Origin of the sequence: Streptomyces sp. NPDC059909 (assembly GCF_042730885.1) — a bacterium.
In the GTDB taxonomy this organism is placed as follows: Bacteria; Actinomycetota; Actinomycetes; order Streptomycetales; family Streptomycetaceae; genus Streptomyces.
Map to the genome: position 1 here is coordinate 126,852 of NZ_JBHWKX010000002.1, position 13,964 is coordinate 140,815.

At 70.9% G+C, this 13,964-nt stretch carries 11 protein-coding genes; 5 read left to right on the forward strand and 6 right to left on the reverse strand.

From position 1 onward, the window contains the following. Positions 1-13: 13 nt before the first annotated feature. On the reverse strand, positions 14-961 hold the full coding sequence (locus ACFV9O_RS02630) for a heme o synthase (protein WP_385411321.1): 948 nt from the start codon (positions 959-961) through the stop codon (positions 14-16). 381 nt (positions 962-1,342) lie between these two features. Between ACFV9O_RS02630 and tkt the strand changes: the two genes are divergently transcribed. Genes tkt through pgl form a run of 5 tightly spaced genes read left to right on the forward strand, consistent with a single transcriptional unit; the run spans position 1,343 to position 7,953 of the window. Beyond that, on the forward strand, positions 1,343-3,445 hold the full coding sequence (tkt, locus tag ACFV9O_RS02635) for a transketolase (protein ID WP_385411323.1): 2,103 nt from the start codon (positions 1,343-1,345) through the stop codon (positions 3,443-3,445). A 34-nt stretch (positions 3,446-3,479) separates the two neighbouring features. Next, the gene (gene tal, locus ACFV9O_RS02640; protein ID WP_385411324.1) at positions 3,480-4,598 is read left to right on the forward strand and encodes a transaldolase; all 1,119 of its coding nucleotides are present in this window, start codon (positions 3,480-3,482) and stop codon (positions 4,596-4,598) included. Between the two features lie 6 nt (positions 4,599-4,604). Beyond that, a complete protein-coding gene (gene zwf / locus ACFV9O_RS02645) occupies positions 4,605-6,137 on the forward strand; it encodes a glucose-6-phosphate dehydrogenase (RefSeq protein WP_385411326.1) in 1,533 nt (510 codons plus the stop codon). Continuing rightward, positions 6,134-7,174 carry a glucose-6-phosphate dehydrogenase assembly protein OpcA gene (opcA, locus tag ACFV9O_RS02650; RefSeq protein ID WP_385411327.1) on the forward strand — a complete coding sequence of 347 codons (1,041 nt, stop codon included), beginning with the start codon at positions 6,134-6,136 and terminating at the stop codon, positions 7,172-7,174. The genes zwf and opcA overlap by 4 nt, the downstream gene beginning before the upstream one ends. Next, on the forward strand, positions 7,171-7,953 hold the full coding sequence (gene pgl / locus ACFV9O_RS02655; protein WP_385411328.1) for a 6-phosphogluconolactonase: 783 nt from the start codon (positions 7,171-7,173) through the stop codon (positions 7,951-7,953). The genes opcA and pgl overlap by 4 nt, the downstream gene beginning before the upstream one ends. Positions 7,954-8,135: 182 nt before the next feature. Here pgl and ACFV9O_RS02660 read toward each other — a convergent pair whose 3' ends face one another. From ACFV9O_RS02660 to ACFV9O_RS02680, 5 genes are all read right to left on the reverse strand, one after another. Continuing rightward, entirely contained in the window at positions 8,136-9,638 is a 1,503-nt protein-coding gene (locus tag ACFV9O_RS02660; protein ID WP_385411330.1) for a PH domain-containing protein, read from the reverse strand. Continuing rightward, the gene (locus ACFV9O_RS02665) at positions 9,635-10,135 is read right to left on the reverse strand and encodes a PH domain-containing protein (RefSeq protein WP_385411332.1); all 501 of its coding nucleotides are present in this window, start codon (positions 10,133-10,135) and stop codon (positions 9,635-9,637) included. Before ACFV9O_RS02665 ends, ACFV9O_RS02660 begins: the two co-directional genes overlap by 4 nt. 4 nt (positions 10,136-10,139) lie before the next feature. Further along, the gene (gene pgi, locus ACFV9O_RS02670) at positions 10,140-11,816 is read right to left on the reverse strand and encodes a glucose-6-phosphate isomerase (RefSeq protein WP_385411779.1); all 1,677 of its coding nucleotides are present in this window, start codon (positions 11,814-11,816) and stop codon (positions 10,140-10,142) included. A 58-nt stretch (positions 11,817-11,874) separates the two neighbouring features. Continuing rightward, a complete protein-coding gene (locus ACFV9O_RS02675) occupies positions 11,875-13,092 on the reverse strand; it encodes an MFS transporter (RefSeq protein WP_385411333.1) in 1,218 nt (405 codons plus the stop codon). Positions 13,093-13,163: 71 nt separating this feature from the next. After that, the gene (locus tag ACFV9O_RS02680) at positions 13,164-13,946 is read right to left on the reverse strand and encodes a sugar isomerase domain-containing protein (protein ID WP_385411335.1); all 783 of its coding nucleotides are present in this window, start codon (positions 13,944-13,946) and stop codon (positions 13,164-13,166) included. Positions 13,947-13,964: the final 18 nt, after the last annotated feature.

Consider the following 13,964-nt stretch of genomic DNA (forward strand, 5'->3'; position numbering starts at 1 on the left):
GGCGAGCCGCGCGTCAGCGCAGGAAGGGATCCACGGCCACGGCCACGAACAGCAGCGAGACGTACGTGATCGACCAGTGGAAGAGCCGCATCTCCTTGAGCTTGCCGCCCGTCACGCCGGCCTTCGCGCGGCTCTGCAGGGCGTGCGCCTCCCACAGCCAGCAGCCGCCCGTCAGCAGCGCCACCGCCGTGTAGAACCAGCCCGTGTAGCCGAGCGGCGTCAGCAGCAGGGAGACGGCGACCATGACCCAGCTGTAGAGGACGATCTGGCGTGCGACGACCTTGTTGGAGGCGACGACCGGGAGCATCGGCACGCCGACGCGGGCGTAGTCCTCCTTGACCTTCATCGACAGCGGCCAGTAGTGCGGCGGCGTCCAGAAGAAGATGACCAGGAAGAGGATGACCGCTGCCCACGACATCGAGTTCGTGACGGCGGACCAGCCGATCAGCACCGGCATGCAGCCGGCGATGCCGCCCCACACGATGTTCTGCGCGGTGCGCCGCTTCAGCAGCATCGTGTAGACGATGACGTAGAAGAGGAGCGCACCCAGCGAGAGCGCCGCGGACAGCCAGTTGACCAGGAGTCCGAACCAGAGGGTGGAGACCACGGCGAGGGTGATGCCGAAGACCAGGCCCTCGCGGGGCGTAACCACGCCTGTGACCAGCGGGCGCTGCGACGTGCGGTCCATGAGGGCGTCGATGTCGCGGTCGATGTACATGTTGAGCGCGTTCGCGCCGCCCGCGGACAGGTACCCGCCGACGCAGGTCGCGACGACGAGCCAGAGGTCCGGCACGCCCTGCGCGGCCAGGAACATCACGGGGACCGTGGTGATCAGCAACAGCTCGATGATCCGCGGCTTCGTGAGCGCCACGAATGCCTTGACGCGGGCCCCGAATGGCCGATGGCCCCCTGGGCTGGGAGTCAAGACGACCCCTGCGGGTCGGGACTCGACGGCCGTCACGCACACCCCTGACAGAGAATTCCCAGCAAGCTCCCGGGGATACCTCCCTCCCATGCCGGGGGGCTATGGGGGCGTGAATACCCGTGAAGACTTGCGCGTACCACGCCACTCTAGACGTTGGCCGCATGCTGATCTTCGCGGGGGTGGGGTCGTGTTGAGCGGTGCAGGGCCCCGCTGCGTACTCACCGGTGAAACCGCCGACGAGAGCCGACGAGAGGCGAAGTCGGGCCGCGGAGCGCACCCTGGCAAGTGCGGACTCCGTGTCCGAGGGGAGAGACGTGCTCCGACAAGGACGCCCCCTGCTGCGAGGGTAGGCTCGACAGCGCCCGGTACACCTGTCGTCACCGGGACCGAACATGTGGAGAGGAGCCCTGACTCAGGGTGAGCACCAAGCCGACCACCACAGACCTCGAGTGGACCGCATTGGACCAGCGGGCCGTGGACACCGTCCGTGTCCTTGCCGCTGACGCCGTACAGAAGGTCGGCAACGGCCATCCGGGTACGGCCATGAGCCTGGCCCCTGCGGCGTATGTCCTCTTCCAGAAGCTGATGCGGCACGACCCCGCCGACGCGGACTGGACCGGCCGTGACCGGTTCGTGCTCTCCGCGGGTCACTCCAGCCTGACTCTCTACATCCAGCTCTACCTGGCCGGCTACGGCCTGGAGCTGGACGACCTCGAGTCCTTCCGCACCTGGGGCTCCAAGACCCCGGGCCACCCGGAGTACGGGCACACGGTGGGCGTCGAGACGACGACCGGCCCGCTGGGCCAGGGTGTCGCCAACGCCGTGGGCATGGCGATGGCCGCCCGCTACGAGCGCGGTCTGTTCGACCCGGACGCCGCGCCGGGCACCTCCCCGTTCGACCACACCATCTGGGCCATCGCCGGTGACGGCTGCCTCCAGGAGGGCATCTCCCACGAGGCGTCCTCGCTGGCCGGTCACCAGAAGCTCGGCAACCTGGTGCTGCTGTGGGACGACAACCACATCTCGATCGAGGGCGACACCGCGACCGCCGTCTCCGAGGACACGCTGCAGCGGTACGAGGCGTACGGCTGGCACGTCCAGCGTGTGGAGCAGCTCCCGAACGGCGACCTGGACCCGGCCGGTCTCTACCGGGCGCTGAAGGCGGCCCAGGAGGAGACCGAGCGCCCCTCCTTCATCGCGGCCCGCTCGATCATCGCCTGGCCCGCCCCGCACGCGCAGAACACCGAGGCCGCGCACGGCTCGGCGCTCGGCGACGACGAGGTCGCGGCCACCAAGCGCGTCCTCGGCTTCGACCCGGAGAAGTCCTTCGAGGTCTCCGACGAGGTCATCGCACACACCCGCAAGGCCCTGGACCGCGGCCGTGAGGTCCGTGGCGAGTGGGAGAAGACCTTCGCCGAGTGGCGCAGCGCCAATCCGGAGCGCGCCGCCGAGTTCGACCGGATCCGCTCGACCGAGCTGCCGACCGGCTGGGAGGAGAAGCTCCCGGTGTTCGAGGCGGGCAAGGGTGTGGCCACCCGTGCCGCGTCCGGCAAGGTGCTGCAGGCGCTGGGTGAGGTCATCCCCGAGCTGTGGGGCGGCTCCGCCGACCTCGCCGGGTCGAACAACACGACGATCGACAAGACGTCGTCGTTCCTCCCGAAGGGCAACCCGCTGCCCGAGGCCGATCCGTACGGCCGCACGATCCACTTCGGCATCCGCGAGCACGCGATGGCCGCCGCGATGAACGGCATCACGCTGCACGGCAACACCCGGGTCTTCGGCGGCACCTTCCTGGTGTTCTCCGACTACATGCGCAACGCGGTGCGGCTGTCCGCGCTGATGCACCTTCCGGTGACGTACGTCTGGACACACGACTCGATCGGCCTCGGCGAGGACGGCCCCACCCACCAGCCGGTGGAGCACCTGGCCTCGCTGCGCGCCATCCCGGGTCTGAACATCGTGCGCCCGGCCGACGCCAACGAGACCGCGATCGCCTGGGCCGAGATCCTCCGCCGCTGGACCAAGAAGTTCGGCGTGGGCGCGCCGCACGGACTGGCGCTGACCCGCCAGGGCGTGCCGACGTACGAGCCCAACGAGGACGCGGCGAAGGGCGGTTACGTCCTGTTCGACGCCGAGGGGGCCGACGGGCAGAGCGCGGACGCCCAGGTCGTGCTGATCGGTACGGGCTCCGAGGTGCACGTGGCCGTGGAGGCGCGCGAGCAGCTGCAGGCCGCGGGCATCCCGACGCGCGTCGTCTCGATGCCGTCGGTGGAGTGGTTCGAGGAGCAGGACCAGGCCTACAAGGACAGCGTCCTGCCGCCGTCGCTGAGGGCGCGTGTGGCGGTCGAGGCCGGGATCGGTCTGACCTGGTACCGCTACGTCGGCGACGCCGGCCGGATCGTCTCGCTGGAGCACTTCGGTGCGTCGGCCGACGGCAAGGTGCTCTTCCGCGAGTTCGGGTTCACCCCCGAAGCGGTGGCCGCCGCCGCCCGGGAATCGATCGCCGCCGCCGCGCGCTGACGCCGGTACACGACTAGTAGGAGATGCAACTCTCATGACAGACGCACTCAAGCGCCTCTCCGACGAAGGCGTGGCGATCTGGCTCGACGACCTGTCGCGCAAGCGGATCACCTCCGGCAACCTCGCCGAGCTGATCGACCAACAGCACGTCGTCGGCGTCACCACCAACCCGTCGATCTTCCAGAAGGCCATCTCGTCCGGCGACGGCTACGAGCAGCAGCTCGCGGACCTCGCCGCGCGCAAGGTGACCGTCGAGGAAGCCCTCCGCATGATCACGACGGCGGACGTGCGGGACGCGGCGGACGTCCTGCGTCCGGTCTTCGACGCGACGGGCGGTCAGGACGGCCGGGTGTCGATCGAGGTCGACCCGCGCCTCGCGCACAACACGAGGGCGACGATCGCCGAGGCCAAGCAGCTGGCCTGGCTGGTGGACCGGCCGAACACCTTCATCAAGATCCCGGCGACCAAGGCGGGCCTGCCGGCGATCACCGAGGTCATCGGCCTCGGTATCAGCGTCAACGTCACGCTGATCTTCTCGCTGGAGCGCTACCGCGAGGTCATGGACGCCTACCTGGCCGGTCTCGAGAAGGCGAAGGCCGCCGGCCTGGACCTGTCGAAGATCCGTTCGGTGGCGTCGTTCTTCGTGTCCCGCGTGGACACCGAGATCGACAAGCGGCTGGACGCGCTGGGCACGGACGAGGCGAAGGGGCTGCGCGGCAAGGCGGCTCTGGCCAACGCCCGGCTCGCGTACCAGGCGTACGAGGAGGTCTTCTCCTCGGACCGCTGGCTCGCGCTGGACAAGGCGCAGGCCAACAAGCAGCGTCCGCTGTGGGCCTCGACCGGTGTCAAGGACCCGGCCTACAAGGACACGCTGTACGTGGACGAGCTGGTCGCCCCGGGCACGGTGAACACCATGCCGGAGGCAACCCTGAACGCGACCGCTGACCACGCGCAGATCACGGGCGACACGGTGCGCGATACGTACGAGCAGGCGCGCGCCGAGCTCGACGCCGTCGAGAAGCTCGGGATCTCGTACGACGACGTGGTGCAGCTGCTGGAGGACGAGGGCGTCGAGAAGTTCGAGGCGTCCTGGAACGACCTGCTCAAGTCGACGGAGGCGGAACTCGAACGCCTCGCTCCTTCGGAAGGCTGAAAGACCTTGACCCCCGCACACGGAGCCAATCCGCTTCGTGACGCCGCGGACCGACGGCTCCCGCGTATCGCGGGGCCGTCGGGCCTGGTGATCTTCGGCGTCACCGGCGATTTGTCCCGCAAGAAGCTGATGCCTGCCGTCTATGACCTCGCCAACCGCGGGCTGCTGCCGCCGGGCTTCTCGCTCGTCGGCTTCGCCCGCCGTGAGTGGGACGACCAGGACTTCGCCCACGAAGTCCATGAGGCTGTCAAGGAGCACGCGCGCACCCCCTTCCGTGAGGAGGTGTGGCAGCAGCTCATCCAGGGAATGCGTTTCGTCCAGGGCAACTTCGACGACGACAACGCGTTCGAGACGCTGAAGAAGACGATCGAGGAGCTCGACCAGGCCCAGGGCACCGGCGGCAACTTCGCCTTCTATCTCTCCGTGCCGCCGAAGTTCTTCCCCAACGTCGTCCAGCAGCTCAAGAAGCACGGACTGGCCGAGCAGAAGAACGGCTGCTGGCGGCGCGCCGTCATCGAGAAGCCCTTCGGCCACGACCTCGCCTCAGCGATAGAGCTCAACTCGATCGTCCACGAGGTCTTCGCGCCGGACCAGGTGTTCCGCATCGACCACTACCTGGGCAAGGAGACCGTCCAGAACATCCTGGCCCTCCGCTTCGCCAACACCCTCTTCGAGCCGCTCTGGAACCGGTCGTACGTCGACCACGTACAGATCACCATGGCCGAGGACATCGGCATCGGCGGCCGCGCCGGCTACTACGACGGCATCGGCGCCGCCCGCGACGTCATCCAGAACCACCTGCTCCAGCTGCTCGCGCTGACCGCGATGGAGGAGCCCGCCTCCTTCGACGCGGACGCGCTGGCCGCGGAGAAGACCAAGGTGCTGGGCGCGGTGAAGCTGCCCAAGGACCTGGCGGCGAACACGCTCCGCGCGCAGTACACGGCGGGCTGGCAGGGCGGCGAGAAGGCCGTCGGCTATCTCCAGGAAGAGGGCATCGACCCGAAGTCGAAGACCGACACGTACGCGGCCGTCAAACTGGAGATCGACAACCGCCGCTGGGCGGGCGTGCCCTTCTATCTCCGCACCGGCAAGCGGCTCGGACGCCGTGTCACCGAGATCGCGGTCGTCTTCCAGCGCGCTCCGCACTCCCCCTTCGACCACACGGCCACCGAGGAGCTGGGGCAGAACGCCCTGGTGATCCGGGTCCAGCCGGACGAGGGCGTGACGATGCGGTTCGGCTCGAAGGTGCCGGGCACGTCGATGGAGGTCAGGGACGTGTCGATGGACTTCGCGTACGGCGAGTCCTTCACGGAGTCCAGCCCCGAGGCGTACGAGCGGCTGATCCTGGACGTCCTGCTCGGTGACTCCAACCTCTTCCCGAGGCTGGCGGAGGTCGAGCTGTCCTGGAAGATCCTCGACCCGATCGAGCAGTTCTGGGACAAGCACGGCAAGCCCGCGCAGTATCCGGCCGGGACGTGGGGTCCGGTCGAGGCGGACGAAATGCTCGCACGAGACGGACGGAGCTGGCGTCGGCCATGAAGATCGACCTTACGGACACCACCGCCAGCAAGATCAACAAGGCCCTGGTGGAGGGACGGCGGGCCATCGGCACGCCGGCCGTCGGCATGGTCCTCACGCTGGTCATCGTCACGGACGAGGAGAACGCCTACGACGCGCTGAAGGCGGCCAACGACGCGTCCCGCGAGCACCCTTCGCGCACGCTCGTCGTCATCAAGCGGATCTCGCGCTCGCCGCGCGACCGTGCGAAGGCGCGCCTCGACGCGGAGGTGCGCGTCGGCGTCGAGGCCGGCACCGGCGAGACGGTCGTGCTGCGGCTCTACGGCGAGGTCATCGACCACGCCCAGTCCGTGGTCCTGCCGCTGCTGCTGCCGGACGCTCCGGTCGTGGTGTGGTGGCCGGTGGCCGCGCCCCAGGATCCGGCGTCCGACCCGCTGGGCGCGCTGGCGCAGCGCCGGGTGACCGACACCTACGCCTGCGAGCAGCCGATCCAGGAGCTCACGGCCCGCGCCGAGGCCTACACCCCGGGGGACACGGATCTGTCGTGGACCCGGATCACCCCGTGGCGCTCGATGCTGGCGGCTGCCCTGGACCAGGTGACGTGCGAGGTCACGGCGGCCGAGGTGGAGGGCGAGGAGTTCAACCCGAGCTGCGAACTGCTCGGGATGTGGCTCGCGGACCGGCTGGGGGTGCCGGTCAAGCGCTCGGTGTCGGCGGGTCCCGGGCTCACGGCCGTACGGCTGACCACGAGCTGCGGCCCGATCGTGCTGGACCGGGCGGACGGGTCGCTGGCGACGCTGTCCATCCAGGACCAGCCCGACCGTGCGGTGGCGCTGAAGCGGCGTGACACGGCGGAGCTGATCGCGGAGGAGCTGCGGCGGCTGGACCCGGACGACACGTACGCGTCGGCGCTGCGGTACGGGGTCGACCGGCTCGGCGAGGAGTCGTCGGCGGAGGCGGCGGACGGCGGCGAGGCCGCGGCGGCGAAGGCCTCGGCGGCTTCGGCGGCGAAGAAGACCTCGGCGAAGGCCCCGGCCAAGAAGGCGGCGGCGAAGTGAGTGCCCCTCAACTCGTCGTCCACCGGGACAAGGAGCTGATGGCACAGGCCGCGGCGGCCCGGCTGATCACGAAGATCGTGGACGCCCAGGCCGCGCGCGGCTACGCGTCGGTCGTCCTCACCGGCGGGCGCAACGGCAACGGCCTGCTGGCCGCTCTCGCCGCGGCGCCCGCGCGGGACGCGATCGACTGGTCGCGGCTCGACCTGTGGTGGGGGGACGAGCGCTTCCTGCCCGAGGGCGACCCGGAGCGCAACGTCACCCAGGCTCGCGAGGCCCTGCTGGACTCGGTCCCGCTGGACCCGCCCCGGGTCCACGCGATGCCCGCGTCCGACGGCCCCCACGGCAAGGACGCGGACGCGGCGGCGGCGGCCTACGCGGCGGAACTCGCCGCCGCGGCCGGCCCCGAGGACCACGGTGACGTGCCCACCTTCGACGTCCTGATGCTCGGCGTCGGCCCGGACACGCACGTCGCGTCCCTGTTCCCCGAGCTTCCGGGCGTCCGGGAGACGGAGCGGACCGTCGTCGGCGTCCACGGCGCGCCCAAGCCGCCGCCGACGCGCATCTCGCTGACACTTCCGGCGATCCGCGCGGCACGTGAGGTGTGGCTGCTCGCGGCGGGCGAGGACAAGGCGAACGCGGCGAGGATCGCCCTGTCGGGCGCCGGGGAGATCCAGGCTCCGGCGGCGGGTGCGTACGGCCGGTCGAGGACGCTGTGGCTCCTCGACTCGGCAGCGGCGTCCCAGCTCCCGCGAAGCCTCTACCCGCCGGCGTCACCCTGACCCCACGGGCCCCCTGCCCCACCCCTCCGGCCCGGTTCCGCACGTGCGGAACCGGGCCGGAGTCCTTCGGGGCACGCTCAGCCGGTCCGGCGCTCGAGGACGGACACGCCGGGCCCACCCCGCGGTACCGCCCACACCGCGGGCCCCGCCGAAGGGTTACCGCGGCGCCGGGGGGGCCTCCGTCAGGGGTGGGAGGCACGGTCCAGGAAGGGGGCCAGCAGACCCGGGACCGCGTGGGAGGCGAAGTCGAGCGCCTCGTGCTCATCGGCGTCGTACACCGAGTACGCCCCGTCGCCCGCCGCGGTCGTCGCCGTCAGCGTGAGGACCCCCGCGCGGCGCTGGAACCAGGACTGTTTGAGCGTCCAGCCGATGACCCCACCGCGCTGGAGCGCAACGGTCCCGCGCCGGACCGTTCCGGAGCGGGCCAGCAGATAGTCGCCGCTGATCGCATGGCCCAGGCTCCGGTACGCGTCCAGGGCGAGCAGCACCGCGAACGGCAGGAACACCACCGCGCAGGCCGCGGCGACGTAGAGCAGGACCTCGGTGAGCAGCAGCCCCAGCACGGTCAGGGTCACCAGCGGCAGCAGCGCCGCGCCGAGTGCCCAGCGCAGCCTGCGCGTACGGGCCGCGCGCGGATGCGGGATCAGCGGCGCACCCGTCGGCGCGGCGGTCTCGCGCAGCACCAGCGCCGCCACCTCGTCCGCGACGGCTCGTGGCGCGGGCGGCAGGAGCGTCTTGAGGTCGGTGTGCTGGTCCTCCTCGTCGTTCACCAGACCGGTCGCGACCGCATCGACGCGCGCCGCGCCGAACAGCCGCACCCCGAGCGGTTCGACGAGCTCGACCCCGCGCAGCCGCCGCTCCTCGATGGAGATCGACCGGGTGGTGAAGAGCCCGCGGCGGACTCGCAGGGTGCCGCCGGGCTCACGCTCCAGCCGGTAGTTGAACCACATCTCGACCCAGAGTCCGAGCGCCCCCACGACCCCGGCGAGCAGAGCCCCGAGGGCCAGCACGACGACCACCCAGAAGACCGGGGTGTCCTGGAAGCGCTCGGCTATCCAGTCGATCACCTCGCCCTGCGCCCCGAACCACTTGCTGACCTGCATGACCGCACCGGCCGCCGCGCCGCCGAGCAGGGGGGCGACGAACGACACCGGTGCGTACCGGATCCAGGCGGGGTCGAAGGCCGCCAGTTCACCCTCCCGGTGGGTCCCCGGGGCGTCCACCACTGCGCGGGCCAGCAGCTCACGCCGCAGCCGCTCGCCCTCCGTCCTGCTGACGGGGTCGAGCTCCAGCGTGGACTCGCCGCCGCCGGTGTGCTCCCCCGTGCCGATCCGCACCTTGACCAGGCCGAGTATCCGCAGGAGCGGATTGGCCGTCAGATCGACGCTGCGGATGCGCTCCCGTGCCAGCGAGCGCCGCTTTATCAGCAGCAGCCCCGTGTGGAGTTCGGCGCGCTCCGGGCCGATCCGGTACCGCGTGCGCCGCCACCGTACGTAGTCCGCGCCCGCGCCGCCCATGATGAGGAGGACGGCCCCTGCCAGGACCCATCCGAGCGCCTGCCACCACGGCATGTCGCCGGCGAGGCCGAACAGGATCGGCAGGCCGGCGCCGCCCGCGACCCCGGTCATGACGGCGGCGGTGACGAGGACGGTGCGCCGGTCGAGCCGCAGCCAGCCGTCGCTCATGTGGCGTCCCCGGGCGTGGTCTGCGTGATCCGGGTCAGCTGCGCGGCCAGCTCCGCCGCGAGCTCGTGGTCCAGGCCCTCGATCCTGATCGCGCCCCTGGAGGAGGCGGTGGTGACGGTGACCGTGGCGAGCCGGAACGCCTGCTCCAGCGGTCCGCGCACGGTGTCCACGGTCTGGATCCGGGACATGGGCGCGATCCGCCACTCCTGCCAGAGCGCGCCGGTGCGGACGTAGACCGCCTCGTCCGTGACCTCCCAGCGGTGCACCCGGTACCACCAGGCGGGGAAGAAGACCGTGCCGGCCAGGCCGAGAACCGCCCCCGCAACGGCGGCGGTCAGCAGCCAGCCCCGGGCGGGCGCGATGACCGCGCCCAGCACCGCGAGCACGGCCACCGGCACCAGCGTCGTGAGCAGGCACTGGGCCCGCCACCAGCCGACGGCCCGCTCGTTCAGCCTGTTGTTCGGCGGCCGCAGCCGCACGGTCCCCTCCCCCGCCATCCGGTCACCTGCCGCGCAGGGTGCGGTACGTGCCCACGAGCGACGCGGTCGAGCTGTCGAGGTCCTCGCCACCGCCCGCCGCGTCAGCGGCTGATGTCGCGGTCCTGGTCAGTACCGGCTCGATCCGCTTGGCCAGGACCTTGCCGAGCTCGACGCCCCACTGGTCGAAGGAGTCGATGTTCCAGACGGCTCCCTGGACGAACACCTTGTGCTCGTAGAGCGCGATCAGCTGGCCGAGGACCGACGGGGTCAGCTCCTTCGCGAGGATCGTCGTCGTCGGGTGGTTGCCGGCGAACGTCTTGTGCGGCACCAGCTCCTCCGCGACGCCCTCCGCCCGCACCTCGTCGGGGGTCTTGCCGAAGGCCAGCGCCTGCGTCTGGGCGAAGAAGTTCGCCATCAGCAGGTCGTGCTGGGCGACGAGCCCGGGCAGCAGATCCGGGACGGGCTGCGCGAAGCCGATGAAGTCGGCCGGGATGAGCTTCGTCCCCTGGTGGATCAACTGGTAGTACGCGTGCTGACCGTTGGTACCGGGCGTGCCCCAGACGACGGGTCCGGTCTGCCAGTCGACGCGGTTGCCGTCGCGGTCGACGGACTTTCCGTTGGACTCCATGTCCAGCTGCTGGAGATACGCCGTGAACTTGCTCAGGTAGTGCGAGTACGGCAGCACCGCGTGCGACTGGGCGTCGAAGAACCCGCCGTACCAGACACCCAGCAGGCCGAGCAGCATCGGCGCGTTCTCTGCGGCCGGGGCGGTGCGGAAGTGCTCGTCGACGAGGTGGAAGCCGTCGAGCATCTCGCGGAAGCGGTCCGGGCCGATGGCGATCATCAGCGAGAGCCCGATGGCCGAGTCGTACGAGTACCGCCCGCCGACCCAGTCCCAGAACTCGAACATGTTCGCCGTGTCGATGCCGAACTCGTCGACCTTCCCGGCGTTCGTGGACAGGGCCACGAAGTGCTTGGCGACGGCCTCCTGACCGGCCTTCAGCTCGGTGAGCAGCCAGTCGCGGGCGGAGGTCGCGTTGGTGATGGTCTCGATCGTGGTGAACGTCTTGGACGCGATGATGAACAGTGTCTCGGCCGCGTCGAGGTCGCGCACCGCCTCGTGCAGATCGGCCCCGTCCACGTTCGAGACGAAGCGGAACGTCAGGTCCCGCGCGGTGTAGGAGCGCAGCGCCTCGTACGCCATCGCCGGGCCGAGGTCGGAGCCGCCGATGCCGATGTTGACGACGTTCTTGATGGGCTTTCCGGTGTGGCCGGTCCAGCTGCCCGAGCGGATCCGCTCGGAGAACGCGCTCATCTTGTCGAGCACGGCGTGCACCGCCGGCACCACGTTCTCGCCGTCGACCTCGATGACGGCGTCGCGAGGGGCGCGCAGCGCCGTGTGCAGCACGGCCCGCTTCTCGGTGATGTTGATCTTCTCGCCGCGGAACATGGCGTCCCGCAGACCCGTGACGTCGGTGGCCTCGGCCAGCTCGCGCAGCAGCGCCAGCGTCTCGTCGGTCACCAGGTGCTTGGAGTAGTCGAGGTGGAGGTCGCCGACCTGGAGCGTGTACCGGCTGCCGCGGTCGGCATCGGCGGCGAAAAGCTCCCGCAGATGTGTGTCGGCCAGCTGCTCACGGTGCTTGCCCAGCGCCGCCCACTCGGGCATCCGGTTGAGCCGGGTACGGCTTTCTGCGTTCATTCTGGACATCAGCCCACTTCTTCTCGTACCTGCCTGCGTGCCCCGCTGCCCCACCAACCTAATTGATCTGGGGGGCCAGAGACGCGACGGCGAGCGTGAACAGGCCGGCCGCCAGCAGCGCAGGCGTGTTCAGCCCCCATGCGGCCGCCGACGCGCCGCCGAGCAGTGCCCCGAGCGGCGCCCCGGCGATGGCGAGCGTGCGGAAGGCCGAGCTGATCCGGCCCAGCATGCCGTCGGGGCTGCGCTCCTGCATCAGCGTCACCTGGTTGGTGTTCCACACCATTCCCATGAGGCCGAACAGCGCCATCGCCACGAGCGTCGCCCACAGCTCGTGGACCGTTCCCAGGGCGACGAGGCAGCCGGTCTGCACGATCCCGGCCAGGAACACGCCGCGTATCCTGCCGGTCCGCTCGGATATCCGGCGTGCGAGCAGCCCGCCGGCGACACTGCCCACTCCGTAGGCCGTGACCACCGCGGCATAGCCGCCGTTGCCCGCGTCCAGCCAGCCGGTGACGTGCAGGACGAGGGTGGCGATGAGCGCGCCCATCCCGATGTTGCACAGGGTCGTTGCGGTGCACAGCGACCGCAGGGCCGGGTCCCGCCACAGGGCCCGGATGCCCTCGGCGATCTCGGCCCGCAGCGTCGACCCGGCCTTGCGGGGCGGCCGCTCGGGCCCGGCGACCCGCAGCGAGGCGACGAGCAGGGCCGCCAGGACGTAGGTCGCCGCGTCCACGGCGTAGGGCGCGGCCGCGCCCGCGACGAGCAGCACGGGCACGAGTGGGGCCGCCAGGAAGGTGCCCGCCATCTGCTGCCCTGTCTGCAGCCGGGCGTTGGCGCTGCCGAGCGCTTCACCAGGCACGAGGGACGGCAGCAGGGCCGTCGCCGCGTTGTCGAACAGGGTCTGGAGCGTGGTGAGCGCGAAGGCCACCGCGATCAGCACGGCGACCGAGGCGTGGCCCAGCGCCACGGCCGCCGCGAACGCGGCCATCAGCGCGCCTCGCACAAGGTCCACGGCCCACATGGCCCGCCGCTGGTCGACCCGGTCGGCGACCGCCCCGCCGAGTAGCCCGAAGAGCAGCCACGGCAGATAGCCGCAGGCCGTCACCGACGCGATGAGCACGGGGTCGTCGGTGAGGGAGGCGGCAAGCAGCGGCATCGCGGCCGTACGCAGCGAGTCGCCGAACTTCGACACGACCGCGGCCGCCCACAGCCGCCCGAATCCGCCCCGCCATGCGGGTGTCGTCCGGGTGGTGCTCACAGCCTCGGCTGTCGTCACGGTCTCCCCCTCGGCCCGTTGATCGTCCACTGCACACGACCGTAGAGGAGACCACTGACACTGCCCCGGGATCAGTGTCCGCCGCGGTGCAGCCGCCCGTGGTAGCGGGCTTCGAGCACGGCGTTGCGCTCGTACCCGCCCGGCACGTTGGCGGAGATGTACACGGGGGCCTCGTGGCCCTCGGCGCCGAGCAGGGCGACGGCCTCGGCGACGGTCATCTGGACGAGGAGCGAGGAGGTGAGCGTGGAGACCCCGCACAGGGCGTTGCCGTCGGGCAGCGGAAGGAGGGCGTCGCCGGTGGGCGCGCAGTTGTCGAGCACGGCGTCGGCGAGGTCGGCGAGCCGCTTTCCGCTGCTGTGCAGGGTTGGCACGGAGTTGGTGTGCTCCAGCGAGGTGAGGGCGACCAGCGGGTGGCCCTGGGCTTTCACATGGAGCGCCATGTCGACGATCGAGTTGTTGACGCCCGAGTTGGAGATGATCACGAACATGTCCTGCGGGCGCGGCGTGGCCAGCGCGTAGAGCCGGCCGGCCAGGTCCGGGGAACGCTCCAGCAGCGGGTCGTCGAGGACGGAGCGGTCCTCGCCGCCGCGGAGCACGAGATCGGCGAGGGAGATCCGGCTGGTGGGGACGAGTCCGCCGGCCCGGCCCGCGATCTCCAGGGCGGCGGCCTGCGAGTGCCCGGTGCCGAAGGCGTGGACGACGCCGTCCGCGGCGACACAGTCCGCGATGAGCCGGGCCGCCGCGGCGACGGAGTCCCTGTTGGCCTCGACCGTCCGCTCGAAGGCCGCGCGTCCCTGCTCGACGAACAGGCCGGCGCCGAGCTGCGCGTGCGGACCGTGGTGCGACTGAGGCATGACTGACTCCCAGGAGAT